The organism is Streptomyces sp. NPDC059895 (assembly GCF_042731035.1).
Lineage (GTDB): Bacteria > Actinomycetota > Actinomycetes > Streptomycetales > Streptomycetaceae > Streptomyces.
On the sequence record NZ_JBHWKO010000053.1, the window covers coordinates 1 to 23,965 of the forward strand.

At 71.7% G+C, this 23,965-nt stretch carries 21 protein-coding genes, 1 pseudogene and 1 riboswitch; of the genes and pseudogenes, 9 read left to right on the plus strand and 13 right to left on the minus strand.

The window, feature by feature from the left end; genetic code table 11:
• Positions 1-340 precede the first annotated feature (340 nt).
• Positions 341-1,228: a helix-turn-helix domain-containing protein gene (locus tag ACFV9M_RS36190; protein WP_385073451.1), complete on the plus strand. Its 888-nt coding sequence runs from the start codon at positions 341-343 to the stop codon at positions 1,226-1,228.
• 277 nt (positions 1,229-1,505) lie between these two features.
• Entirely contained in the window at positions 1,506-2,723 is a 1,218-nt protein-coding gene (locus ACFV9M_RS36195; protein WP_385073448.1) for an MFS transporter, read from the plus strand.
• A 92-nt stretch (positions 2,724-2,815) separates the two neighbouring features.
• On the opposite strand, the pseudogene ACFV9M_RS36200 reads toward ACFV9M_RS36195, so the two are convergent.
• Positions 2,816-3,004, minus strand: a pseudogene (locus ACFV9M_RS36200) (spermidine/putrescine ABC transporter substrate-binding protein); the annotation flags it as partial.
• Between the two features lie 288 nt (positions 3,005-3,292).
• Positions 3,293-4,741: a gamma-aminobutyraldehyde dehydrogenase gene (locus ACFV9M_RS36205; RefSeq protein WP_385073445.1), complete on the minus strand. Its 1,449-nt coding sequence runs from the start codon at positions 4,739-4,741 to the stop codon at positions 3,293-3,295.
• Positions 4,742-4,910: 169 nt separating this feature from the next.
• Between ACFV9M_RS36205 and ACFV9M_RS36210 the strand changes: the two genes are divergently transcribed.
• The 6 genes from ACFV9M_RS36210 (at position 4,911) to ACFV9M_RS36235 (ending at position 10,842) form a co-directional block, all read left to right on the plus strand.
• Positions 4,911-5,426, plus strand: a complete 516-nt coding sequence (locus ACFV9M_RS36210; protein WP_385073442.1) for an Lrp/AsnC family transcriptional regulator — start codon at positions 4,911-4,913, stop codon at positions 5,424-5,426.
• 19 nt (positions 5,427-5,445) lie between these two features.
• Positions 5,446-6,810 (plus strand): aspartate aminotransferase family protein, encoded by a 1,365-nt coding sequence (locus ACFV9M_RS36215; RefSeq protein WP_385073440.1) that lies wholly within the window; start codon positions 5,446-5,448, stop codon positions 6,808-6,810.
• 217 nt (positions 6,811-7,027) lie between these two features.
• Positions 7,028-7,771: an ABC transporter ATP-binding protein gene (locus ACFV9M_RS36220; RefSeq protein ID WP_385073438.1), complete on the plus strand. Its 744-nt coding sequence runs from the start codon at positions 7,028-7,030 to the stop codon at positions 7,769-7,771.
• A complete protein-coding gene (locus ACFV9M_RS36225; protein ID WP_385073436.1) occupies positions 7,753-9,303 on the plus strand; it encodes a hypothetical protein in 1,551 nt (516 codons plus the stop codon). The genes ACFV9M_RS36220 and ACFV9M_RS36225 overlap by 19 nt, the downstream gene beginning before the upstream one ends.
• A 141-nt stretch (positions 9,304-9,444) precedes the next feature.
• On the plus strand, positions 9,445-9,864 hold the full coding sequence (locus ACFV9M_RS36230) for a VOC family protein (RefSeq protein ID WP_385073433.1): 420 nt from the start codon (positions 9,445-9,447) through the stop codon (positions 9,862-9,864).
• A gap of 258 nt (positions 9,865-10,122) precedes the next feature.
• Positions 10,123-10,842, plus strand: a complete 720-nt coding sequence (locus tag ACFV9M_RS36235) for an LAETG motif-containing sortase-dependent surface protein (protein WP_385073430.1) — start codon at positions 10,123-10,125, stop codon at positions 10,840-10,842.
• Positions 10,843-10,972: 130 nt separating this feature from the next.
• Here the strand turns inward: ACFV9M_RS36235 and ACFV9M_RS36240 are convergent, their stop codons facing one another.
• The 9 genes from ACFV9M_RS36240 to rpsB form a co-directional block, all read right to left on the minus strand.
• Entirely contained in the window at positions 10,973-11,998 is a 1,026-nt protein-coding gene (locus ACFV9M_RS36240; protein ID WP_385073427.1) for an ABC transporter ATP-binding protein, read from the minus strand.
• Positions 11,999-13,600, minus strand: a complete 1,602-nt coding sequence (locus ACFV9M_RS36245) for an ABC transporter permease (protein WP_385073424.1) — start codon at positions 13,598-13,600, stop codon at positions 11,999-12,001.
• Between the two features lie 53 nt (positions 13,601-13,653).
• Positions 13,654-14,730: a thiamine ABC transporter substrate binding subunit gene (locus tag ACFV9M_RS36250; RefSeq protein ID WP_385073421.1), complete on the minus strand. Its 1,077-nt coding sequence runs from the start codon at positions 14,728-14,730 to the stop codon at positions 13,654-13,656.
• Positions 14,731-14,800: 70 nt separating this feature from the next.
• Positions 14,801-14,907, minus strand: a riboswitch (TPP riboswitch).
• 23 nt (positions 14,908-14,930) lie between these two features.
• On the minus strand, positions 14,931-16,037 hold the full coding sequence (gene rlmN / locus ACFV9M_RS36255) for a 23S rRNA (adenine(2503)-C(2))-methyltransferase RlmN (protein ID WP_385073418.1): 1,107 nt from the start codon (positions 16,035-16,037) through the stop codon (positions 14,931-14,933).
• A 254-nt stretch (positions 16,038-16,291) separates the two neighbouring features.
• The gene (locus ACFV9M_RS36260) at positions 16,292-17,605 is read right to left on the minus strand and encodes a phosphatidate cytidylyltransferase (RefSeq protein WP_385073415.1); all 1,314 of its coding nucleotides are present in this window, start codon (positions 17,603-17,605) and stop codon (positions 16,292-16,294) included.
• The gene (frr, locus tag ACFV9M_RS36265) at positions 17,605-18,162 is read right to left on the minus strand and encodes a ribosome recycling factor (RefSeq protein WP_385073413.1); all 558 of its coding nucleotides are present in this window, start codon (positions 18,160-18,162) and stop codon (positions 17,605-17,607) included. The genes ACFV9M_RS36260 and frr overlap by 1 nt, the downstream gene beginning before the upstream one ends.
• Positions 18,163-18,357: 195 nt before the next feature.
• Positions 18,358-19,116, minus strand: a complete 759-nt coding sequence (pyrH, locus tag ACFV9M_RS36270; protein ID WP_385073410.1) for a UMP kinase — start codon at positions 19,114-19,116, stop codon at positions 18,358-18,360.
• 189 nt (positions 19,117-19,305) lie between these two features.
• Positions 19,306-20,142: a translation elongation factor Ts gene (tsf, locus tag ACFV9M_RS36275; protein WP_385073408.1), complete on the minus strand. Its 837-nt coding sequence runs from the start codon at positions 20,140-20,142 to the stop codon at positions 19,306-19,308.
• 156 nt (positions 20,143-20,298) lie between these two features.
• Positions 20,299-21,207, minus strand: coding sequence for a 30S ribosomal protein S2 (gene rpsB, locus ACFV9M_RS36280; RefSeq protein ID WP_385073405.1), 909 nt, complete (start codon positions 21,205-21,207; stop codon positions 20,299-20,301).
• Positions 21,208-21,486: 279 nt separating this feature from the next.
• On the opposite strand from rpsB, the gene ACFV9M_RS36285 reads away from it, so the two are divergent.
• The gene (locus ACFV9M_RS36285) at positions 21,487-22,053 is read left to right on the plus strand and encodes a murein hydrolase activator EnvC family protein (RefSeq protein WP_385073403.1); all 567 of its coding nucleotides are present in this window, start codon (positions 21,487-21,489) and stop codon (positions 22,051-22,053) included.
• A 104-nt stretch (positions 22,054-22,157) separates the two neighbouring features.
• Here ACFV9M_RS36285 and ACFV9M_RS36290 read toward each other — a convergent pair whose 3' ends face one another.
• A complete protein-coding gene (locus tag ACFV9M_RS36290) occupies positions 22,158-22,724 on the minus strand; it encodes a TetR/AcrR family transcriptional regulator (protein ID WP_385073457.1) in 567 nt (188 codons plus the stop codon).
• Between the two features lie 94 nt (positions 22,725-22,818).
• Complete coding sequence (gene whiG, locus ACFV9M_RS36295) at positions 22,819-23,661, minus strand: RNA polymerase sigma factor WhiG (RefSeq protein WP_385073400.1); 843 nt, start codon at positions 23,659-23,661, stop codon at positions 22,819-22,821.
• Positions 23,662-23,965 lie beyond the last annotated feature (304 nt).

Consider the following 23,965-nt stretch of genomic DNA (forward strand, 5'->3'; position numbering starts at 1 on the left):
CCACCGCCAGCATGAACTGCGCCACCAGCAGCACCACCAGCGTCAACCGCATCCGCGACGACAACCGCTCAGGCCCGGAACCACCCGGCCCCGCCGCGACCGCCCCCTCCACCACACCATCAACAACAGACATGAGATCTCCCTTCGAGAAGCTTCGACCGAAGGAATGCTGCGCCCCGGACCGGCACCTACCCAGACCCCGGTTGCGACTCCTCGGCCGCTGACGGGGCGTGCGCCGGGTGGTCAGAACATGACCACCCAGCGCGGGAAGCACCCGGGCCCCGGCCCCGTTGGACGGAAAGCACGGTTCACGTCACCGGATTCACTGGAAGGGCACCTCATGCCTGACTTCTCCGAGTTGAGCGACTTCCTGCGCAGCCGCCGAGCCGCCCTGACCCCCGAGGAGATCGGGCTTCCGCAGCTGGCGGAACGACGCCGGGTACCCGGTCTGCGACGCGAGGAGGTGGCGCTGGCGGCCGGCCTGAGCGTCACCCACTACACGCGGCTCGAGCAGGGCCGCACCCACCAGGTGTCCGACTCCGTCCTCGACGCGATCGCCCGCACGCTGCGCCTGACCCCGGACGAGTACAGCCACCTCATGGATCTCGCCCGGCCCGAGGCGGTCACCTCCCGTCGGGCCCACGCCCCGCGAACCCCCTGCGCCGACCACGGTGTCCGCCAGCTCATCGACACCTTCACGGACACCCCCGCCCTGGTCCTGGACCGGCGCAACGACGTCCTCGCCTGGAACGCCATGGGCCATCTCCTGCTGGCCATGCACCTGGACTTCGACGCGCCCGAGCATCCCGCGCGCCGGCCGAACCTGACCCGGATGCTCTTCCTGGACGAGCGCAACCGCGACCTCTACCCGCGCTGGCACGACGAGGCCCAGCTCGCGGTGGCATCGCTGCGGCTGGTCGCCGGCCGCTACCCGCACGACAAGCAGCTCGCCTCACTGGTCGGCGAACTGACCATGAACAGCGAGGAGTTCGCCGCACGCTGGGCCCGGCACCCGGTGCGGACCTGTGTCGCCGGCACCAAGGAGATCGACCATCCCCTCGTCGGTGCCATGGAGCTCTCCTTTCAGAGCCTGCTGGTGCCCGGGGCGGCCGGACAGCGCATGATCGCCTACACGGCCCGGGTCGGTACGAGTTCGGAGGCGGGTCTGCGGCTCCTCTCCTCCACCCTCCGCGTGCCGAACACGGGCATCGCGACGACCGTCGACTGACGCCCCGGCGGCGGCGCGGCACGGGCCGGTAACGACACCGGCGACTTGCCGAAGACGCCCGCCGTCCGCATCGACTCCTCGGGCCGGCGCGCCCGGCCGGGCTAACGTCACTGCGCGGTGGCACTCCGCCCGCCCGACGGCCGTCCCCCTCCGTCGGCGGGCGGGGTCGCACCGGTCACGACCGGCCGGCCCGCGCCCCACCGCGCGGCCCGGCCGGCTCCCCATCGCCAGTTCCAGTTCGCGCATCGACCCGGTGCGCCGAGGTCGAGGAGAACGTATGCCACTGGCGCTTCTGGCCCTCGCCATGGGTGCCTTCGGCATCGGCACCACGGAGTTCGTCGCCACCGGCATCCTGCCGCAGGTGGCGGACACCTACGGCGTGTCGATCCCGTCGGCCGGCTACCTGGTCACGAGCTACGCCGTCGGTGTGGTCGTCGGCGCACCCGTCATGACCCTGCTGGGCACCCGGATGTCCAGGAAATCGATGCTCGCGCTGCTCATGGCGGTCTTCGTGGCCGGCAACGCGCTCTGCGCGGCCGCGCCGGACTTCACCCTCCTGCTCCTCGGCCGGGTCCTCGCCTCCTTCGCCCACGGTGCCTTCTTCGGCATCGGATCAGTCGTGGCGGCCGGCCTCGTGGCACCGCACCGCCGCGCCTCGGCGATCTCCCTGATGTTCAGCGGACTCACGGTCGCCAACGTCGCGGGAGTCCCGCTGGGAACGCTGGTCGGACAGACGGCCGGCTGGCGCGTCACCTTCGTCCTCATCGCCCTCCTGGGGATCCTGGGCGTCACCGGGGTCCTCTGCTTCGTCCCCGCCGACCGCCGTCCCGAGGCGGGCGGTGTCGCCGGGGAGGCGGCCGCGCTCCGCAACCCGCAGGTCGTCCTCGCGATGCTCATGACCGTCCTGGGATTCGGCGGGGTGTTCGCCGCCGTCACCTACCTCGCGCCGATCCTGACCGACGTGGCGTCCTTCCCCGACTCCTCGGTCTCCTGGCTCCTCGTCGTGTTCGGATGCGGGCTGGTGCTCGGCAACATCGTCGGCGGCAGGCTCGCCGACAGGCGGCTCATGCCGATGCTCTACACCTCGCTGTCCCTGCTCTCCGCGACACTGCTCTGCTTCAGCCTCGCCGCCTCCCACCAGGCCGCCGCGGTGATCCTCACGTTCCTGATCGGCGTGTTCGGCTTCGCCACCGTCCCGCCCCTGCAGAAGCGGGTGCTGGACAACGCGGCGGGGGCACCCACCCTGGCGTCCTCCCTCAACATCGGCGCCTTCAACCTCGGCAACGCCATCGCCGCCTGGCTCGGCGGCCTCACCATCTCCGCCGGCTTCGGGTACGCGTCCTCCAGCGCGGTCGGCGCGGTCATGGCCGCGGCCGCGCTGCTCGTCGCCGTCGTGTCCGGCCGCCTGGAGTCCCGGCAGAACCGCACCGCCCCCCGGCCGGACCCACTGCCGGCACCCGCCCGCGCCGAAGAGGCCCTCGACGGTGCTCCGTGAAGCGGCCCTCGCCCATGCCGGCCGAGGACCCGTGCCAGGCCGAGGACCCGTGCCGGCCGAGGACCCTCGTCACCGGGACGGCGCCCCTTCCCTCACAGCCCCGCGATCCCGTTCCACCGCCCGGCGAACCCCAGCCGCTCCGTCGACGTGATGTCCCGCGCGACCGCCAGCCGTCGCCGCATGCCGGCGTCGGGGAAGATCAGCGGGTTCTGCGCGAGCGCGGCGGTCTCCTCGTCGTCGGAGTCGGCGAGGACGGCCTGCGCGGCGGGCACCGGGCGGACGTTGATCTCCTCGGTGTAGCCGACGGAGATGCCGGTGCTCTTCGCGAAGGCCTCCGGCGTCGGCCGCCGCGTCGGGTCGTCGTCCGTGTCGCTGTAGAGCGGCCAGTTCGCCCAGGTCAGCCGCTTGTCGGAGGCGGAGAGGTCGGTGGCGGAGAGGTCGGTGGCGGCGCGGTCGCCGGGCTGGACACCGCCCGCGCCACCCTGTCGACCGCCGCGCGCCACCCTGTCGACCGCCGCGCGGACGGGCGGCGGGTCCGCCGGCGTCGACCGTCCGCGCACACGGCGTGGTTACGCGTCCAGTGACGTCATCACGTGCTTGATCCGCGTGTAGTCGTCGAAGCCGTACGCCGAGAGGTCCTTGCCGTAGCCGGACTTCTTGAAGCCGCCGTGGGGCATCTCGGCGACCAGCGGGATGTGGGTGTTGATCCACACGCAGCCGAAGTCGAGCTTCTTGGACAGGCGCATCGCGCGGCCGTGGTCCTTGGTCCACACCGAGGAGGCGAGGGCGTACTCGACGCCGTTGGCCCACTCCACGGCCTGGTCCTCGTCGGTGAAGGACTGCACGGTGATGACCGGGCCGAAGACCTCCTTCTGGATGATCTCGTCGTCCTGCTTCAGGCCGGAGACGACGGTCGGGGCGTAGAAGTAGCCCTGGTCGCCGACCCGGTGGCCGCCCGCCTCGACCTTGGCGTGGGCGGGGAGGCGCTCGATGAAGCCGGAGACCTGCTGGAGCTGGTTCGGGTTGTTCAGGGGGCCGAACAGCACGTCCTCGTCGTCCGGCCGGCCCGTCTTCGTCTCGGACGCGGCCTTGGCGAGCGCCGCCACGAACTCGTCGTGGATGGCCTCCTGGACGAGGACGCGGGTGGCGGCCGTACAGTCCTGGCCGGCGTTGAAGAAGCCCGCGACGGAGATGTCCTCGACGGCCTTGGGGATGTCGGTGTCGTCGAACACGACGACCGGGGCCTTGCCGCCGAGCTCCAGGTGGACCCGCTTGAGGTCCTTGGACGCCGACTCGGCGACCGACATGCCGGCGCGCACGGATCCGGTGATGGAGGCCATCGCCGGGATCGGGTGCTCGACCATCAGGCGGCCGGTGTCGCGGTCGCCGGTGACGACGTTGAAGACGCCCTTGGGCAGGATCGAGCCGATGATCTCGGCGATCAGGACCGTGGAGGCCGGGGTGGTGTCCGACGGCTTGAGGACCACCGTGTTGCCCGCCGCGATCGCCGGGGCGAACTTCCACACGGCCATCATCATCGGGTAGTTCCACGGCGCGACCTGGGCGCAGACGCCGACCGGCTCACGGCGCACGATCGAGGTCAGCCCCTCCATGTACTCGCCGGCGCTGCGCCCCTCCAGCATCCGGGCGGCGCCCGCGAAGAAGCGGACCTGGTCGACCATCGGAGGGATCTCCTCGGTGCGGGTCAGCCCGACCGGCTTGCCCGTGTTCTCCACCTCCGCGGCGATGAGGTCCTCGGCGCGCTCCTCGAACGCGTCCGCGATCTTCAGCAGGGCCTTCTGGCGCTCGGCCGGGGTGGTGTCCCGCCAGCCCGGGAAGGCCGCGGCGGCGGCCCGCATGGCGGCGTCGACGTCCGCCTGCCCGGACAGCGGCGCGGTGGCGTACGCCTCGCCGGTCACGGGGTTGACCACCTCGGTGGTCCGTCCGTCGGCGGCGTCCCGGAACTCACCGTCGATGTAGTTGCGGAGCGTACGCAGCCGCCCCTGCTCGGTGCTCACTGCCGGCCTCCTGTCAAGGTCGAACTGTCCAGTCGCTGAGACACCCACCCTAATCGGCGGCGCGACGTTTTCAACACCCCCGGTCGGGCCGTTACTGCGAAATCCGCAGACTCCGGTCACGGAAACAACGGATTTCATCGCCCCGGCCTTGCGGAACCATCGATACGTCGTGCACAGTGAGGCCGTGGCCAGTCGAAGCGCAGAGCACCGGGACTCCCGCGAGTCCAAGAACGGCACCCCGCACCTGGATGCCGTCAGCCTCGCCATCATCGAGCAGCTCCAGCAGGACGGCCGCCGGCCGTACGCCGCGATCGGCAAGGCCGTCGGCCTGTCCGAGGCGGCCGTGCGCCAGCGCGTCCAGAAGCTGCTCGACCAGGGCGTGATGCAGATCGTCGCCGTCACGGACCCGCTCACCGTGGGCTTCCGCCGGCAGGCGATGGTCGGGATCAACGTCGAGGGCGATGTGGAGTCCATAGCGGACGCGCTGACCGACATGCCGGAGGTCGAGTACGTGGTGATGACCGCGGGCTCGTTCGACATCCTCGCCGAGATCGTCTGCGAGGACGACGACCACCTGCTGGACGTCATCAACAAACGCATCCGTGCCCTGCCCGGCGTGCGCTCCACCGAGAGCTTCGTCTACCTGAAGCTGAAGAAGCAGACCTACATGTGGGGAACCCGATAACCGTGAGGACCCGATAACCGTGAGCACCAAGGACCTCAGCCGCACCGCGTACGACCACCTGTGGATGCACTTCACCCGCATGTCGTCGTACGAGAACTCCCCGGTCCCCACGATCGTCCGGGGCGAGGGCACCTACATATTCGACGACAAGGGCAAGCGCTACCTCGACGGTCTCGCCGGCCTGTTCGTGGTCCAGGCCGGTCACGGCCGCACGGAACTGGCGGAGACCGCGTTCAAGCAGGCTCAGGAGCTGGCGTTCTTCCCGGTCTGGTCCTACGCCCACCCCAAGGCCGTGGAGCTGGCGGAGCGCCTCGCGCACCACGCGCCGGGCGACCTGAACAAGGTCTTCTTCACCACCGGCGGCGGCGAGGCGGTCGAGACCGCCTGGAAGCTCGCCAAGCAGTACTTCAAGCTCACCGGCAAGCCGACCAAGTACAAGGTCATCTCCCGCGCGGTCGCCTACCACGGCACCCCGCAGGGCGCCCTGTCCATCACCGGCCTGCCGGCGCTGAAGGCCCCCTTCGAGCCGCTGGTCCCGGGCGCCCACAAGGTCCCGAACACCAACATCTACCGCGCCCCGATCCACGGCGACGACCCCGAGGCCTTCGGCCGCTGGGCCGCCGACCAGATCGAGCAGCAGATCCTCTTCGAGGGCCCGGACACGGTCGCCGCGGTCTTCCTGGAGCCGGTGCAGAACGCCGGCGGCTGCTTCCCGCCCCCGCCCGGCTACTTCCAGCGGGTCCGCGAGATCTGCGACCAGTACGACGTGCTGCTCGTGTCGGACGAGGTCATCTGCGCCTTCGGCCGCCTCGGCACGATGTTCGCCTGCGACAAGTTCGACTACGTGCCGGACATGATCACCTGCGCCAAGGGCATGACCTCGGGCTACTCCCCGATCGGCGCCTGCATCGTCTCCGACCGCCTGGCCGAGCCGTTCTACAAGGGCGACAACACCTTCCTGCACGGCTACACCTTCGGCGGCCACCCGGTCTCCGCGGCCGTGGGCCTCGCCAACCTCGACCTGTTCGAGCGCGAGAACCTCACCCAGCACGTCCTGGACAACGAGGGCGCGTTCCTGCGGACCCTGCAGAAGCTGCACGACCTGCCGATCGTCGGCGACGTCCGCGGCAGCGGCTTCTTCTACGGCATCGAGCTGGTCAAGGACAAGGCGACGAAGGAGTCCTTCGACGCCGAGGAGACCGAGCGCGTCCTGTACGGCTTCCTGTCCAAGGCCCTCTTCGACAACGGCCTGTACTGCCGTGCGGATGACAGGGGTGACCCGGTCGTCCAGCTCGCCCCGCCGCTGATCTCCGACCAGGGGACCTTCGACGAGATCGAGCAGATCCTGCGCGCGACCCTGACGGAGGCGTGGACGAGGCTGTGACCTCCGGGCGGACCCCTCCCGCGGCCCGCCCCCCGCAGTGACCGACACCGGCCCCGGCGCCGCCCGTTCGAGTGAGAAACGGGCGCCCGGGGCCGTGTGCTGTCCGGATGCCCGTCATGAGCTGCCTAGCGTGCCAGTGACCGATCGGCCCTGCCTTCGTTCCCCCGGACGGGGGAAAGCGCACGGGAACCACAGATCTGAACCGAGGTGTACGCCCATGGAGGCCCCGCCGGACAACGACGTGCTGTGGGCACGGTCCCTGCACTTCACGCACCACGACGGCTCCCCCGCGCTGGGCGGTGTCTCGCTCGGTGTGCGGGAGGGCGAGATCCTCGCCGTGACCGGCCCGCGCGGCAGCGGCAAGACGACCCTGCTGCACTGCCTGTCCGGCCTCGCACCCGCCCAGCGCGGCGAGGTCTGGTTCAACAGCGTCCCGGTGCACACGATGGGCCCGATGGCCCGGGAACGGCTGCGCCGCGACCGGTTCGCCTGGATCGACCCGGCGCCCCTGCTCGTCCCCGAGCTCACCGTCTGGGAGAACGCGGCCCTCCCGCTGATGCTGCGCGGCACCAGCCGACGCCGCGCCAAGGCAGCCGCCCTGGAGTGGCTGGACCGACTCGACGTGGGCGACCGGGCCCGCTGCCGGCCGCACGAACTGACCCAGGCCGAACGCCAGCGCGTCTGCATCACCCGCGCCCTGGCCCCGGCCCCCTCGGTCCTCTTCGCCGACGAGCCGACGGCCCCGCTGCACCGCGCGGACCGCTCCCACGTCCTGCGCACCCTGACGACGGCGGCCCGCTCGCACGGCATCACCGTCGTCCTGGCCACCCACGACGCGGACACGGCGGCCCTCGCCGACCGCACGGTGCCCCTCCTGGACGGCCGGCGGGTGAACACGGTCCATCTGCCGCCCGTCACCGCCGAGACGGAAGGCCGGGCGGCGTGCTCGCTCTCCGCCTGACCCGCAGCGCCCACCCCGCCGTCCACCTGCGCCGCCTCCTGGTGGCGACGGCCTCGGCGGGCACCGGCTTCCTCCTTCTGTGCACCCTCGGCAACGCCCTCGTCCACCCCGGCTCCCCGGCCGCCTCCACCCTCCGCCTGGCCTGGTGCGTGGTCCCCCTCGCGGCGACGGTCCAGCTCGCCCTGGCGGTGGCCCGCACGGACCCCGGCACCCGTCCCCGCCCCGGTCTGGCGGCCGCCGGTCTCGGTCCCGCCCGGCTGATGGCCGTCTCCGCGACGACGACCGCCCTGTCCACCACCACCGGCTCGCTGCTGGCCCTGCTGGTCTTCCTCCACCTCCGCGGCGACCTCACCGGCATGCCCTTCGACGGAGCGGCCGCGGGGTTCCTGGCCGCGGGGGTCCCCCTGCCGCTCCCGGCGGCCCTGACCCTGCTGGCTTTGGTCCCGGCGGCGGCCTCCGGGTCGGTGGCGTGGTCCCTGCGTCCCCGGGACGCCCGGCCGGCGGCGAACGCCCGGGGCACGGTCCGGGCGCTGCGCCGGTTCACGACAGGCACGCGCCGGCCGCGGGAGACGTTCGGGGCCTACGGACGGTTCCGGGCGGGGGCGACGGTCCGCCCCGCCGCCGACGGCCGGCCCTCCCGCCCGGCCACCCACGCCGCCACGGTCACCACCGGCGGCCGCGCCCCCGCCGTGACGGCAACGGCGATCCCCCCGCTCCGGCTGAAGCGGACGCCGGCGAGGACGGTCGGCCCGGACAACACCCTCTCGGCGCCTGGCAACACCCCCTCGGCACCGGGCAACACCCCCTCGGCACCGGGCAACGCCCCTTCGGCACCGGACGGGACCACCCACGCCCCGGACGGAGCCGACGACCGAACCACACCGCCCGAGGCGCCCGAAGCGCCCGTCCGGGTACCCGAGCCCCCGGCTCCCCACCCCACCGCCCTCCCCTGGGGCGCGGCCCTCCTCGCCGCCGGCCTCGCCGTGGAGGCCTACGCCACCCACACCACGGACGGCACCCGCCTCACCCTCCCCGGCGGCCCCACCGGCCCCGCCGCGATCCTGGTCGGCTGGACCCTCACCGCCTTCGGCCTCGCCCTCGCCGGCCCCGGCCTCACCCACCTCTGCGGCCGTCTCCTGCAAGCCGTCCGCCCCGGCGCCCTGCGCCTGCTGGCCGGCCGCGGTCTGATGCAGGAGGCCTCCCGCATCGGCCGCCCGCTGGGCATCGTCAGCGCGGTGGTCTCGGGCGCGTATGCCATGGCCGCCCTGGACGACCCGGCCGACCCGGCCGCCGGACCGCTCACCACGCTGGGCGCGCTCCTGGTCGCCGGCTGCACTCTCGCCACCCTGCTCACCGCGGCCGTGGAGGCACGCCAGGCGCGCGCCGACACCACCGCGGCCCTGCTCCGCCTCGGCGCCCCGACGACGGTGCTGCGCGGCGCGGCGGCCCTGCGCGCCGGCGCGCTCGCCGTGCTCTTCGTCCCCCTCACCCTGCTCGTGGCCGCGCTCGCGTCCCTCCCCCTGGGCGGCTGAGCCCTCCCGCGGACCGCGCGCGAGGGAAATCCCCGGGCTCCGATGAGTTCCGCGCGGCCCCCCGGTCTACCCCCACGAACAGCACGCACACCCCGCACGGGCCGCACGCACGGGCCGCGCACGCACCGATGGGAGAGACCGATGACCGCCTCCGCCTACCAGCAGATGATCTTCGTCAACCTGCCCGTGAACGACCTCGAGGCCTCGAAGACGTTCTTCACCGGGCTGGGCTACTCGATCAACCCCCAGTTCAGCGACGAGAACGCGGCCTCGGTGGTGATCAGCGACACGATCGTCGCGATGCTGCTCACCAAGCCGTTCTACGCGACGTTCACCAAGAAGGAGATCGCGGACGCCACGAGGACCAGCGAGGTCCTGGTCGCGCTGAGCGCCGAGAGCCGCGAGAAGGTCGACGAACTGGTCGACCGCGCGCTGGCGTCGGGCGGCGCACCCGCCGGTGACACCCAGGACCTCGGCTTCATGTACGGCCGTTCCTTCGACGACCTGGACGGCCACACCTGGGAGGTCGTCTGGATGGACCCGGCGTCGATCGAGGGCTGACCGCCCGTCGGACGGCGGGCACGGGTCCGCGGGGAAGGGGAAGGGGAAGGGGAAGGGGAACGAGGGGGAACCGGAGGCGCTGAAACGTATCGCCGGTTAATGAGCGGGCAAAGCCAGGAGTGCTGAAGCGGCTGAACGTTGACAGTGCTTATGGAACGCTTATAGACCTGTGAGCCTCCCGGGGATGCTGTCGCCCACCGTGTCGGGGCGTCATCTCCCCGCCCACCCCCCTCAGTTGCGCATCACGTAAGGACAAACGTGTCCCCATCCCGCCGTACCGCCGCCCGTCCGGTGCGCATGCTCGGTGTCGCCGCCGCCTCGGCCGCCCTCGTCCTCGGGGCGTCCGCCTCGGCGTCGGCCTGCGACATCGCGGACTTCTCCGCCGCGGCCTCCTGCGACGGCGCCAAGGGCGTCATCACGGTCGTCGACAAGGACCCGACGGCGACCCCCGCCGTCGTCACCGTCCACCTCCAGAACAACAACGCCGACCTGAGGCAGGTCGGCGAACAGAAGGTCACCGGCTCGGCCGAGGGCGTCACCATCGCCTTCCCCGAGGACTGGAAGCCGAACACCAAGTACCGGATCCACGTCACGGCCGGCGACGACGTCAACGCCGACATCCCGACGCTGACGACCCCGGCCAAGGCCTGCGCGGCCGACGACACCGCCACTCCCGGCACCACCCCGTCGTCCTCGGCGTCGCCGTCGGACTCCTCCCCCGCCCCGGACGAGTCCGCTTCCCCGTCCGCCACGCCGGCTCCGTCGTCCCCGTCGGCCCCGGCCTCGGGGAGCGAGAGCACCGCGGCCGCGGACTCCGGCGCGAGCAACGCCCCCTCGCCCGCCGTCGGCGAGTCCCACCTCGCCGAGACCGGCGCCGACTCCCACACCGGGCTGATCATCGGCCTCGCCGTCGTCCTGGTCGCCGTGGGCGGCGGCGCCGTGTTCCTCGGCATGCGCCGCCGGGGCACGAGCCGCTGAACCCGCACGGCCCGCCTCCACCGGACCCCGGCGGAGGCGGGCCGTCGGCGTCCGCGGCCCCGGAGACCGGTCCGGTCAGCCGAGGACGACGGGCCCGGAGACCGGTCCGGTCCGGTCCGGTCCGGTCCGGTCAGTCGAGGACGACGACGTCGGCCGGGTCGAACACCACCCCGACCACGTCCCCGGCCTCCGGCGCCAGTCGCAGCGCGCACGCCGCCTCCAGGCGCGGCGCGTCCTCCGGCTGGAGGTGGACGGCGACATGGGTGCCCTTGAAGGTGCGGGCGGCGACCGTGCAGCGCAGGCCGCCCTCGTCCGCGCCGACCAGCCGCACCCCGGCCGGCCGGACCAGCAGGGTGCGCGTCCCCTGCGGGGAGCCGGCCGGCACCGGCACCTTGCCCCACGGGGTGACCGCGGCCTCCCCGGCGACGCCCGCCTCCACCACGTTGTCGAAGCCGAGGAAGCGGGCGACGAACGCGTCCGCCGGCCGCTGCCACACCTCCAGCGGCGTACCGGACTGGGCGATGCGCCCCTCCCGCATCACCACGACCCGGTCGGCCAGCGCGAACGCCTCGCCCTGGTCGTGGGTGACCGCCAGCACGGTGGTGCCCAGCCGCCCGAACAGCTCCCGCAGTTCGACGACCAGCCGCTCCCGCAGCGACCGGTCGAGCTGCCCGAGCGGCTCGTCCAGCATCAGCAGCCGGGGCCGGGGCGCGAGCGCCCGGGCCAGCGCGACCCGCTGCTGCTCACCGCCGGAGAGCGCGGCGACGGCCCGGCGGGCGGCCCCCGGCAGCCCCACGAGATCGAGCAGTTCCGCCACCCGCTCCCGCCGCTCCCGCCCGGGGACGCCGTGCATCCGCAGCCCGAAGGCCACGTTGCCGCCCACGTCCCGCTGCGGGAAGAGCTGGTGGTCCTGGAACATCAGCCCGAGCTCCCGCCGGTGCGCGGGCACGCCCGCCTGGTCGCGCCCGTCGAGCAGCACCCGGCCCGCGTCGAGGGGCTGGAGCCCGGCCACCGCCCGCAGCAGGGTCGACTTGCCGCTGCCGCTGGGCCCGAGCACGCACACCACCTCGTGCTCGGCGACGGCGAGGTCGACGGCGTCCAGCACCGGCCGTCCGCCGCCGAACCGCACGGTCGCACCCTCGAGCCGCAGCAGCATCTAGAACTCCCCCGTCCGGTCGGTCCGCAGCCGCTCCAGCACCAGCAGGGCCACCGCGCACACCAGCATCAGAATCGTCGAAAGGGCCATCGCCTGGCCGTAGTTGAGTTCGCCGGCCCGGCCCAGCAGCCGTGCCACGGCGACCGGCAGCGTCGGGTTGTCGGGCCGCGCGATGAACACCGTCGCCCCGAACTCCCCGAGCGACACGGCGAAGGCGAACCCGGCCGCGACGAGCAGCGCCCGCCGCACCATCGGCAGGTCCACCTCCCGCCACACCCGCCACGGCGACGCGCCCAGCACCGCCGCCGCCTCCCGCAGCCGTACGTCCACCGCGCGCAGCACCGGCAGCATGGTCCGTACGACGAAGGGGACGCCGACCAGCGCCTGCGCGAGCGGTACCAGGATCCAGGTGCCGCGCAGGTCCAGCGGGGGCTCGTCCAGCGCGATCAGGAACCCGAAGCCGACGGTCACCGCGGAGACGCCCAGCGGCAGCATCAGCAGCGCGTCGAACCCCCGGACGAGGCGTCCGGCGTCCCGGCGGGTCAGCGCGGCGGCCGCCAGCCCGCCGATCACCACGGCGATCGCGGTGGCGGCGAGCGCGTACTGGAGGGAGTTGCCGATCGCGTCGATCGGCGGGACGAGGAAGACGTTGTTGTCGTCGCCGGTCAGCGCCCGGTAGTAGGCGAAGTCCGGTGCGTCCAGCGAGCGCTGGACCAGGACCGCGAGTGGCAGCAGGATCAGCGTGACGACGGTGGCCAGGACGCCGGCCAGCAGCGTCCACTGCCCGGCCCCGCGGGGCCGCCGCGCCGTCAGGGAGGCGTCCACCAGCCGCAGCGCGCTCTCGCGCCGCCGTACGGTCCAGGCGTGCACGGCGAGGACCGCGCCGACGGCGGTGAACTGGACGATCGTGAGGACGGCCGCCGTGGACAGGTCGAGCAGTTCCGACGTCTGCCGGTAGATCTCGACCTCCAGGGTCGAGAAGGTGGGCCCGCCGAGGATCTGGACCACGCCGAAGGAGGTGAAGGTGAACAGGAACACCATGAGCGCGGCCGCCGCCACGGCCGGCGCGAGGGCCGGGAGGGTCACCTGGCGCCACGCCCGCCACGGCGACGCGCCCAGCATCCGCGCCGCCTCCTCCTGCCGCGGGTCGAGCTGCGCCCACAGCCCGCCCACCGTCCGCACGACGACCGCGTAGTTGAAGAAGACGTGCGCGGCGAGGATCGCCCACACCGTGGTGTCCAGCCGTACGCCCCACAGCTCGTCGAGCAGTCCGCCGCGCCCGACGAGCGCCAGGAAGGCCGTTCCGACGACGACCGTCGGCAGCACGAACGGGACGGTGACGACGGCCCGCAGGATCTGCTTGCCGGGGAAGGAGAGGCGGGCGAAGACGTAGGCGGCGGGCAGGGCGACCAGCAGGGTGAGCGCGGTGGAGGCGAGCGCCTGCCAGGTGGTGAACCACAGCACGTGCCGGATGCCGGGGTCCCCGATCACGTCGAGCAGGCGCCCGGCGTGCCACGTCCCGTCGGAGCCGAGCCCGCGCGCGACGATCGCGGCGACGGGGTAGGCGAAGAAGACCCCGAAGAACGCGACGGGCAGGGCCATGAGCCCGAGCCGCGCCGCGCTCGCCGTACGCCTCCCGGCCGGCTTGCGGGGGGCTACTTCAGTACGAGTGAGGTCCACGACTTGACCCACTGGTCGCGGTGGTCGGCGATGTCCGCCGGATCCATGGTCTCGGGGTCCTCGGCGGCGGGCCCGTACGCGGTGAACTCGGCGGGCACGGCCGCGCCCTTCAGCACCGGGTAGACGAACATGTTGAGCGGCATGTCCTCCTGGAAGCGCTTGGAGATCAGGAAGTCGATCAGCGCCTTGCCGCCCGCGCCGTTGCCCGCGTTGCTCAGCAGCCCCGCGAACTCGACCTGCCGGAAGCAGGTTCCGGTCGCGACGCCGGTCGGGGCGGTGGTCGGCTTGGGGTCCGCGTAGATCACCTCGGCGGGCGGCGAGGAGGCGTAGGAGACGACGAGCGGCCGGTCGCCGCCGGCCTTCTTCCCGCCGGCCGAACCGGAGAACTCCTCGTTGTAGGCCTGCTCCCAGCCGTCGACCACCTTCACCCCGTTGGCCTTCAGCTTCTTCCAGTAGGCCTGCCAGCTGTCGTCGCCGTACCGGGCGGCGGTGCCGAGGAGGAAGCCGAGGCCGGGCGAGGAGGTGGAGGCGTTCTCGGTGACGAGGAGGTTCTTGTAGGCGGGCTTGACGAGGTCGTCGAAGGAGGTGGGCGGGGCCAGCTCGTGGTCGGCGAAGTACTCCTTGTCGTAGTTGACGCAGATGTCGCCGTAGTCGACGGGCGTGACCCGGTTCCTGTCCCCGTCGAGCCGGTAGGCGGCGTCGACCTGGTCGATGCCCTTCGCCTCGTACGACTGGAAGAGGCCGTTGTCGAGGGCGCGGGACAGGAGCGTGTTGTCGACGCCGAAGAAGACGTCGCCCTGCGGGTTGTCCTTGGTGAGGACGGCCTTGTTCACGGCCTGCCCGGCGTCGCCGTCCGTGAGGACCTTCACCCGGTAGCCGGACTGCTCCTCGAACTCCGCCAGCACGTCCTTGGAGACGGCCCACGAGTCGTGACTGATCAGGGTGACGGTGGTGGAGCCGGAGCCGGACGCGGAATCGTCCGACGAGCCGCACGCCGACAGCGTGACGAGGCCGAGGCCGACGGCCGCGGCCACGAACGTCCTGGTGTGCACTGGTTTTCCTCCTGGGGTTGACCAGGAAGAGACGCGGCCCCGCCCGGCGGACCCGGGCGGGGCACAACAGCTTGAGCGGTGACCGAACTTCCTACCCAGAATGACCTGGGCGAGGTTCAGAGGGTCTGCGGCCTGGTGCCGCACTCTCAGCGCTGTGGCGCTCCCCTGTCGGAATATGAAGATGTCGTACGGCGCTCAGACTACCGCTCGGTGGCTGCGAGCTGACCGCAGGCCCCGTCGATCTCCTGGCCGCGGGTGTCCCGGACGGTCACCGGCACCCCGTGCGCGGCGATGGCCTCGACGAACGCCTTCTCGTCCTCGGGCCGGGAGGCCGTCCACTTCGAGCCGGGGGTCGGGTTGAGGGGGATCAGGTTGACGTGCACCGGTCGGCCCTTGAGGAGGCGACCGAGGCGGTCGCCGCGCCAGGCCTGGTCGTTGATGTCACGGATCAGGGCGTACTCGATGGACAGCCGCCGGCCGGACTTCTCGGCGTACTCGAATCCGGCGTCGAGCACCTCGCGCACCTTCCACCGGGTGTTCACCGGGACGAGGGTGTCGCGCAGCTCGTCGTCCGGGGCGTGCAGCGAGATGGCGAGCCGGCACTTGAAGCCCTCGTCGGCGAACCGGTGGATGGCCGGCACCAGCCCGACGGTCGACACGGTGATCCCGCGCTGCGACAGCCCGAGACCGTCCGGTGCGGGGTCGGTCAGGGCGCGGATGGCGCCGACGACCCGCTTGTAGTTGGCGAGGGGTTCACCCATGCCCATGAAGACGATGTTGGACAGCCGGGCCGGTCCTCCGGGGACCTCCCCGTCCCGCAGGGCCCGCATCCCGTCGACGATCTGGTGCACGATCTCGGCGGTCGACAGGTTCCGGTCCAGTCCCGCCTGCCCGGTCGCGCAGAACGGGCAGTTCATCCCGCACCCCGCCTGCGAACTGATGCACATGGTCACCCGGTCCGGGTAGCGCATCAGCACGGACTCCACGAGCGTGCCGTCGAACAGCCGCCACAGGGTCTTGCGGGTGGTGCCCTGGTCGGTCGACAGATGCCGCACGACGGTCATCAGCTCCGGCAGCAGCGCCTCACGGAGCTTCTCGCGGGCCCCCGCGGGGATGTCGGTCCACTCCGCCGGGTCGTGCGCGTACCGCGCGAAGTAGTGCTGCGACAACTGCTTCGCCCGGAACGGCTTCTCCCCGATCCCCGCCACCGCCTCCTTCCGCTCGGCGGGCGAGAGGTCGGCGAGATGCCGCGGCGGCTTCTTGGCTCCGCGGGGGGCGACGAAAGTGAGTTCTCCGGGCTTAGGCATGGCCTTACCAGTGTCGCAGATCGACTCGGGTGCCCCGGTCGGCCGGGAACCGCACGGGGACGGGCACAGGACCGGTGGGGATGGGACGGCCCGCCCGGGAACCGGCACAGGACCGGTGGGAATGGGACGGCCCGCCCGCGGCGGACCGGCACAGGACCGGTGCATCGGGCGGCCCCGCACCGGGCCGTCACGACGGCGAGCCCCCGTCCGCCGGGGACAGGGGCTCGCTCGACACCGGGTGGGGTGGGTCCCGGTCAGGCCGATCCCACGAAGAGCACCAGCAGCAGCCACACCACCGGAGCCGTGGGCAGCAGGGAGTCGAGACGGTCCATGATGCCGCCGTGGCCCGGGAGCAGGGTGCCCATGTCCTTGATGCCGAGGTCCCGCTTGATCATGGACTCGCCGAGGTCGCCGAGCGTGGCGCTGGCGGCGACCGCGAAACCGAGCAGCAGGCCCTGCCACCACGTGCCGTCGTCGATGAGGAACTGCATGCACAGCGCGCCCGCGACCATCGCGAACGACACCGCGCCGAGCAGGCCCTCACGGGTCTTGCCGGGGCTGATGCGCGGGGCGAGCTTGTGCCTGCCGAAGCGCCAGCCGACGGCGTACGCGCCGGTGTCGCTGACCACCGTCAGGAGCAGGAACGTCAGCACGCGCTGCGCCCCGTCCTCGGCCGTGAGCATCATGGCGACGAAGGTGGCCAGGAACGGGACGTAGAAGGCCGCGAAGACACCGGCCGTGACGTCCCTGAGGTAGCCCTCCGGCGGTTCCGTCATCCGCCAGACGAGCACCGCGAGCGCGGTCAGGGCCATGGCAAGCCAAGCGCCTTCGGCGCCCCGGACGTACCCGGCGACGACCATCGCCGCGCCGCCGAGCGCCAGCGGCACCAGGGGCGCCTTGATGCCCTTGCGCTCCTGGAGCCGGCTGGTGAGCTCCCACAGACCCACCACGACGGCGATCGCTATCACGCCGATGAAGACGGCCTTCACCACGAACAGCGAGGCGACGATCACCGCGCCGAGCCCGACGCCCACCCCTATCGCCGCCCCCAGGTCCCGGCCCGCGCTCTTCTTCGGTGCGGGCGCCGGCTGCGGGGCGTCGGGCATGGGATCCGGATTCTGCGGCACCGCCGCAGGGGGCTGCGCCGACGGGGTCTCGTCGCGGAACGGCTCGTTGCGGGGCATCCCGCCGGGGAACGCCCCGCCGGGGGACATCCCCCCGCGGTACGGCTCACCGTGAGTCGCCTCACCGGGAGCCGCCCCGCCGTGGAACGCCCCGTCTCGGAACGCGTCGTCTCGGAACGCGTCGTCTCGGAACGCGTCGTCTCGGAACGCCTCGTCTCGGAACAGGGGGCCACCCCTGCGAGCGGCCCCCCGGTCGTCATCCTGGTGTCCGCCGTCGGCGGGTACATCGGGGACGATGGGCATGGGGCGAGTCTGCTGCGCCTCAGGCGCATCGTACGCGGGACCCGCCGGGGAAGCCCCCTGGACAGGCCCCTGGTCAGTGGGCCCCCAGTACCCGGTCGGTGAACCGGCGTGTGGCGGAGCGCCCCAGGAAGAGTCGTTCATCAGACCTCGAGCAGCTCCGATTCCTTGTGCTTCAGGAGTTCGTCCACCTGGGCGACGTACTTCGCGGTGGTGTCGTCGAGCTCCTTCTCCGCACGGCGGCCCTCGTCCTCGCCGACCTCGCCGTCCTTGACGAGCTTGTCGATCGCGTCCTTGGCCTTGCGGCGGACGGAGCGGATGGACACCTTGGCGTCCTCGCCCTTGCCCTTGGCGACCTTGATGTACTCGCGGCGGCGCTCCTCGGTGAGCTCGGGGAACACCACCCGGATGATGTTGCCGTCGTTGCTGGGGTTGACGCCCAGGTCGGAGTCGCGGATCGCCTGCTCGATGTTGCGCAGCGCGCTCTTGTCGAACGGGGTCACGACCGCCATGCGCGGCTCCGGCACGGAGAACGAAGCCAGCTGGTTGATCGGCGTCGGCGCGCCGTAGTAGTCGGCCACGATCTTGTTGAACATCGCCGGGTGCGCACGGCCGGTGCGGATCGCGGCGAAGTCCTCCTTGGCGACCACGACGGCCTTCTCCATCTTCTCCTCGGCCTCGAGGAGGGTCTCTTCGATCACCACTTGCTCCTGCGTGTCTTGAGTAGGCCCGGCTGCGGTTCCCTGTCGGTGGCGGCGGCCGGCTGCGTCGCGTCTTCTTCCTGCACGGTTCCCGACCGGCAGGACATTGTCCATCCCCCGACCAGGCTCCGTCCCCCGGTCAGGTGTTGTCGTACGAACCGGGGTCCTCGACCGTGGGACCGGGGGGTCCTGCGGTCAGGCCCGGCTGCCTTCGTCACCCACCAGCGTGCCGATCTTCTCACCCTTGACGGCCCGCGCGATATTGCCCTCGGCGAGAAGCTCGAAGACGACGATCGGGAGCTTGTTGTCGCGGCACAGCGTGACGGCGGTGGCGTCGGCGACCTTCAGCTCGCGGGTGATGACCTCGCCGTACCCGAGGGCGTCGAACTTGACCGCCTCCGGGTTGGTCTTCGGGTCGGAGTCGTAGACGCCGTCCACGCCGTTCTTGCCCATCAGCAGCGCCTCGGCGTCGATCTCCAGGGCGCGCTGCGCGGCGGTGGTGTCGGTGGAGAAGTACGGCATGCCCATGCCCGCGCCGAAGATGACCACGCGGCCCTTCTCCAGGTGGCGCACGGCCCGCAGCGGGATGTACGGCTCGGCGACCTGGCCCATCGTGATCGCGGTCTGGACCCGGCTGTCGATGCCCTCCTTCTCCAGGAAGTCCTGGAGGGCGAGGCAGTTCATCACGGTGCCGAGCATGCCCATGTAGTCCGAACGGGCCCGGTCCATGCCGCGCACCTGGAGCTCGGCGCCACGGAAGAAGTTGCCGCCGCCGATGACGACCGCGATCTGCGCTCCGTCGCGCACGACGGCGGCGATCTCGCGGGCGATCTTGTGCACCACATCGGGATCCACGCCCAGGCCGCCACCGCCGGAGAATGCCTCTCCGGACAGCTTCAGCAGGAACCGGCCGCGTACCTTGCCGTCGTCGCTCTTCTGGGCCTTGGTGGTCATGGGAGATCCCGCCTCTTTCACGTGGTGCACATACGAAGAAGGCCATTGCCGGTGGGGTGTCGTTCGCAACCCGTGCGCGGCAATGGCCTCCTCGTCAGATCTGCTGTCGTCCGTCACACGTCCCGTGACGACGTACGCGGACGACTGCTGCCGACCCTATCGGGGCCGGGCGTCCGTCGCGGTACGGACTCAGATGCCGACCTTGATGCGCGCGAAGCGCTTCAGGGTGACACCGGCCTCGTCCAGGACCTTCTGGACCGACTTCTTGTTGTCCAGCGCGTACGGCTGGCCGAGCAGCGTGGCGTCCTTGAAGAAGCCGTTGAGACGACCCTCGACGATCTTGGCGATCGCGGCCTCGGGCTTGCCCTCGGCGCGGGTGGTCTCCTCGGCGATGCGGCGCTCGGACTCGACGACCTCGGCCGGCACGTCCTCCTTGGCGAGGTACTTCGGCGCGAAGGCGGCGATGTGCTGGGCGACGCCCTTGGCGACCTCGGAGTTCGGCTTGTCCAGCTCGACGAGGACACCGATCTGCGGGGGCAGGTCGGGCATCGTGCGGTGCATGTACGCGATCACGAAGCCGTCGGTGAACTGCGCGAAGCGGTCCAGGACGATCTTCTCACCGAGGTTGGCGTTGGCCTCGTCCACGAACGCCTGGACGGTCTTGCCGGCCTCGATCTCCGAGGCGAGCAGGGCCTCGATGTCGGCCGGGGAGGTCTTGGCGACGTGCTCGGCGATCGCGGTGGCGACGCTCTGGAACTTCTCGCCCTTGGCGACGAAGTCCGTCTCGCACTTCAGCTCGACGAGGACACCGGAGGAGTTGTCGTCAGCGATGATCGAGACCACGGCGCCGTTCTCGGCGGAGCGGCCCTCGCGCTTGGCGACGCCCTTCTGGCCCTTGATGCGGAGCGCCTCGACGGCCTTCTCGACGATGCCCTCGGCCTCGTCCAGCGCCTTCTTGCAGTCCATCATGCCGGCGCCGGTGAGCTCACGGAGCTTCTTGACGTCGGCGGCGGTGTAGTTCGCCATGAGTCTGTGAATCTTTCTCGAAGTCTGGAAGATCGGAGATCTGCACGGTCTGCGATCTACATGGAGATGTAGATCTCCGACCCCGCGCTGACCTACGGGTGAACGGCGGGAGCGGATCTCATGTCACCACTCCCGCCGTCGACGCTGACGGGACGGTCAGGCCTGCTCGCCCTCGGCAGCCGGAGCCTCGGCAGCCGGAGCCTCGGCGGCGGGCGCCTCAGCGGCCGGAGCCTCAACGGCCGGGGCCTCGGCGGCGGGCGCCTCAGCGGCGGCCGGAGCCTCGTCGGCCTTCTTCTCACCCTCGAGCAGGTCGCGCTCCCACTCGGCGAGCGGCTCGCCCGCGGCCTTCTCACCCTTGTCGCCGGTGGCGACGCCGGAGCGGGCGATGAGGCCCTCGGCGACGGCGTCGGCGATCACACGGGTGAGCAGGGTGACGGAGCGGATCGCGTCGTCGTTGCCCGGGATCTTGTAGTCGACCTCGTCGGGGTCGCAGTTGGTGTCGAGGATGGCGACGACCGGAATGTTCAGCTTCCGGGCCTCACCGACCGCGATGTGCTCCTTCTTGGTGTCCACGATCCAGACGGCGCTCGGGACCTTGGACATCTCGCGGATACCGCCGAGGGTCTTCTCCAGCTTGGCCTTCTCGCGGGAGAGGACCAGGAGCTCCTTCTTCGTCAGACCGGACGCGGCGACGTCCTCGAAGTCGATCTGCTCGAGCTCCTTGAGGCGCTGCAGACGCTTGTAGACGGTCGAGAAGTTGGTGAGCATGCCGCCCAGCCAGCGCTGGTTGACGTAGGGCATGCCGACGCGGGTGGCCTGCTCGGCGATGGCCTCCTGCGCCTGCTTCTTCGTGCCGACGAACATGACCGTGCCGCCGTGGGCGACGGTCTCCTTGACGAACTCGTAGGCGCGGTCGATGTACGACAGCGACTGGAGCAGGTCGATGATGTAGATGCCGTTGCGCTCGGTGAAGATGAAGCGCTTCATCTTCGGGTTCCAGCGACGGGTCTGGTGACCGAAGTGGACGCCGCTCTCCAGCAGCTCCCGCATCGTGACGACGGCCATGGCCGTTCTCCTTGAGTTTCTCGGTTGTGCCGCGAGAGCCGGACGGCTCCCGCGCCTGACGCCCGCGGTGCGCCGAGCCACGAAGGACCGAGGGGCGCGGGTACCGGCGGACCGAGCGTGTCGGCCCTGGTACCGGGGCGTGCGAAGTCGACCCGGTGACCCGGATCGCCAGAAGAAGTGTACGGGACCGGCGGGGCGCCGGGTGACGCCGCTGTCCACAAGCGGAGGGTTGTCCACAGGTTCCAGCCGTGACCGGCGCGTTCACGGGACCCTTTCCACATGCACCCGAAGCCATGTACGGCCCTGCTCCTAGGGCTCCTGATCACCGTGTCGGCCTCGGTGGCGCGGGCGAATCCGCCCCCTCCGCCGCGCGCCGCCCCTCCCCCGCCGACCCCGGCCCCCGCCGTCGGCCGGTCCTGGCCGGTGGGCACACGCCCGACGGTGGTACGCGGCTGGGAACCCCCGGCGACGGCGTACACCCGCGGCCACCGGGGCGTGGACCTCGCGACGGCACCCGGCGCACCGGTGCGCGCGGCGGCGACCGGCCGGGTGTCGTACGCGGGCCGGGTCGCGGGACGGGGCGTGGTGTCCGTGGAACTGGCAGGCACAGACCTGCGCACCACGTACGAGCCGGTACAGGCATCGGTCGCCAGAGGCGACGAGGTCACGGCAGGCGAAGTGATCGGCACCGTGGAGCCCGCCGGCTCCCACTGCGCGACGCCCTGCCTGCACTGGGGGCTACTGAGGGGCCTGACCTACCTGAACCCGCTCACACTGCTGCCGCCGTGGCTGCTGAGAAAGGGCCCGGCGCGGCTGCTGCCGGTACTGGGGGTACCGCTTCCGTAGGGGCGGAGTGCTGAGCGGACCGGTTGCGGGTCTTTGGGCGGAGGGGGCGGAGGGGGTGGGGCGGGGGGCGGGGGGAGGGGGGAGGGCAGCCCGCCCGGCCGATCTCAGCCGGCTCGGCCGGTGACCCCCCGCAACACCATCCCGACCGCCGCGTCCGTGATCACCGCGGGGTCTTCGGCGGCTCCCAGCTCGATCCGCCGTACGGCCGCGTCGACGATGCCCTGCAGCAGCATCGCCGCCAGCCGGGGCTCCGTGTGCCCCATGTCGCCGAGCGCCTCGACGATCATCGCGACGAGTCCGCCGTGGGCGGCGCGGATCTTCTCCCGTGCCCCCGTGTCCAGCTCGCTCGCCGAGATGGCGACGACGGCCCGGTGCCGCCGGTCGCCGACCAGCGCCAGCTGGCGCCGCACATACGCCTCGACCTTGTCCGCCGGCGCGTCGGCCGCGGCCATCGCCGCCTCGACCTCGGCCGCCCACACGGGGAAGTCGACCTCGCACAGTTCCTCGACCACGGCGGCGCGGGACCGGAAGTACTCGTACACGGACGAACGGGCGAGTCCCGTCCGCTCGGCTAGGGCGGGGAAGGTCAGTGCCTCCGTCCCGCCTTCGGACAGCAGCGAGCGGGCCGCGTCCAGCAGGGCGGCTCGCTGCATCGACCGGTGCTCGGCCACGGAGGCCGCTCGAATCCTTGGCACGTCGACCACTTTACGGACGCCGCATCGCCGACGGGAGTGACTCCGCTCCCACTTCTGTCATCCGGCCAGGTCAACGGCCGAAGCTCGCCAGTTTCGCGCGCAGCTGCAACACCGATTTGGTGTGGATCTGGCTGACCCGGCTCTCGGTCACCCCCAGGACGTTGCCGATCTCGGCCAGGGTCAGCCCTTCGTAGTAGTAGAGCGTCACCACGGTCTTCTCACGGTCGGGCAGCGTGTTGATCGCCCGTGCCAGGAATCTGCGCAGTTCCCGGTCCTCGGCCACTTCCACGGGGTTGTCCGCGGCGGTGTCCTCCAGCGTGTCCATGACGCTGAGCCCGTCCCCGCTCTCGCCTCCGACGTGCAGCAGTTCCTCCAGCGCCACCACGTTGGCCAGCGACAGCTGGCTGAACACGGTGTGCAGTTCATCGACCGCGATGCCCATCTCGGCGGCGACCTCGCACTCGGTCGGCGTCCGCCGCAGCCGGGCCTCCAGCGTCGCGTAGGCCCGCTCCACGTTGCGGGCCTTCTGCCGCACGGACCTCGGGATCCAGTCCAGTGCCCGCAGCTCGTCGATCATCGCGCCCCGGATCCGGGTGATCGCGTACGTCTCGAACTTGATCTCCCGGTCGATGTCGAACTTCTCGATCGCGTCGATCAGTCCGAACACGCCGGACGACACGAAGTCGGCCTGCTCCACGTTGGGCGGCAGGCCCACGCTGACCCGGCCGGCGACGTATTTCACCAGTGGCGAGTAGTGCAGGATCAGCTGTTCCCGCAGCCGGTCGTCCCCCGTCGCCTTGTACGAGCGCCACAGCTCCTCGAGCGTCGAGGGAGCGGGCGGCCGCACGCTGCCACCGTCGCGGGCGGCTGGGGGGATCGCCGCCCGGTCGGACCCGGAGGTGTGCTGGGGCATTCGTCGCCTTGTGCCGTTCTGCCGTGACGTACGGGGGGGGTCGAAGGGGTGCGGGTGCGCTGTCGTGCTTGCTCCGTCTGCTGCCGTCTGGTGTCGGGAGGTGCCGTCCTGCGGGGAGTGGGGCGGTGGGTGCCGTTCTGTACCGGAATCCTTGTGAGCGTAGCGTGACTGGAGTGTCGCGGTGCGCGAAGAACCGGGCCGGACCTGTCCGTGAAGGCGTCCCCCGGGGCGGCGCGCCGGGGCGGGACGGTCGCGGCGGGTGACGGCCGGGACGCGTCAACTGCGGTCGTTTCCAAGGGGTTCG

Bases quoted from the DNA above. Each gene is read 5' to 3' on its own strand.
- ACFV9M_RS36245 (WP_385073424.1), bottom strand. From the start codon at position 13,600: ATGGCCCTGCCCGTCGCGTTCTTCGGGGTCTTCTTCGCCTACCCCGTC.
- ACFV9M_RS36260 (WP_385073415.1), bottom strand. From the start codon at position 17,605: ATGAACGACTCTTCCTGGGGCGCTCCGCCACACGCCGGTTCACCGACC.
- ACFV9M_RS36285 (WP_385073403.1), top strand. From the start codon at position 21,487: ATGCACCCGAAGCCATGTACGGCCCTGCTCCTAGGGCTCCTGATCACC.
- ACFV9M_RS36230 (WP_385073433.1), top strand. From the start codon at position 9,445: ATGACCGCCTCCGCCTACCAGCAGATGATCTTCGTCAACCTGCCCGTG.
- ACFV9M_RS36240 (WP_385073427.1), bottom strand. From the start codon at position 11,998: ATGCTGCTGCGGCTCGAGGGTGCGACCGTGCGGTTCGGCGGCGGACGG.
- tsf (WP_385073408.1), bottom strand. From the start codon at position 20,142: ATGGCGAACTACACCGCCGCCGACGTCAAGAAGCTCCGTGAGCTCACC.
- ACFV9M_RS36195 (WP_385073448.1), top strand. From the start codon at position 1,506: ATGCCACTGGCGCTTCTGGCCCTCGCCATGGGTGCCTTCGGCATCGGC.
- whiG (WP_385073400.1), bottom strand. From the start codon at position 23,661: ATGCCCCAGCACACCTCCGGGTCCGACCGGGCGGCGATCCCCCCAGCC.
- rpsB (WP_385073405.1), bottom strand. From the start codon at position 21,207: ATGGCCGTCGTCACGATGCGGGAGCTGCTGGAGAGCGGCGTCCACTTC.
- ACFV9M_RS36190 (WP_385073451.1), top strand. From the start codon at position 341: ATGCCTGACTTCTCCGAGTTGAGCGACTTCCTGCGCAGCCGCCGAGCC.
- rlmN (WP_385073418.1), bottom strand. From the start codon at position 16,037: ATGCCTAAGCCCGGAGAACTCACTTTCGTCGCCCCCCGCGGAGCCAAG.
- pyrH (WP_385073410.1), bottom strand. From the start codon at position 19,116: ATGACCACCAAGGCCCAGAAGAGCGACGACGGCAAGGTACGCGGCCGG.
- ACFV9M_RS36220 (WP_385073438.1), top strand. From the start codon at position 7,028: ATGGAGGCCCCGCCGGACAACGACGTGCTGTGGGCACGGTCCCTGCAC.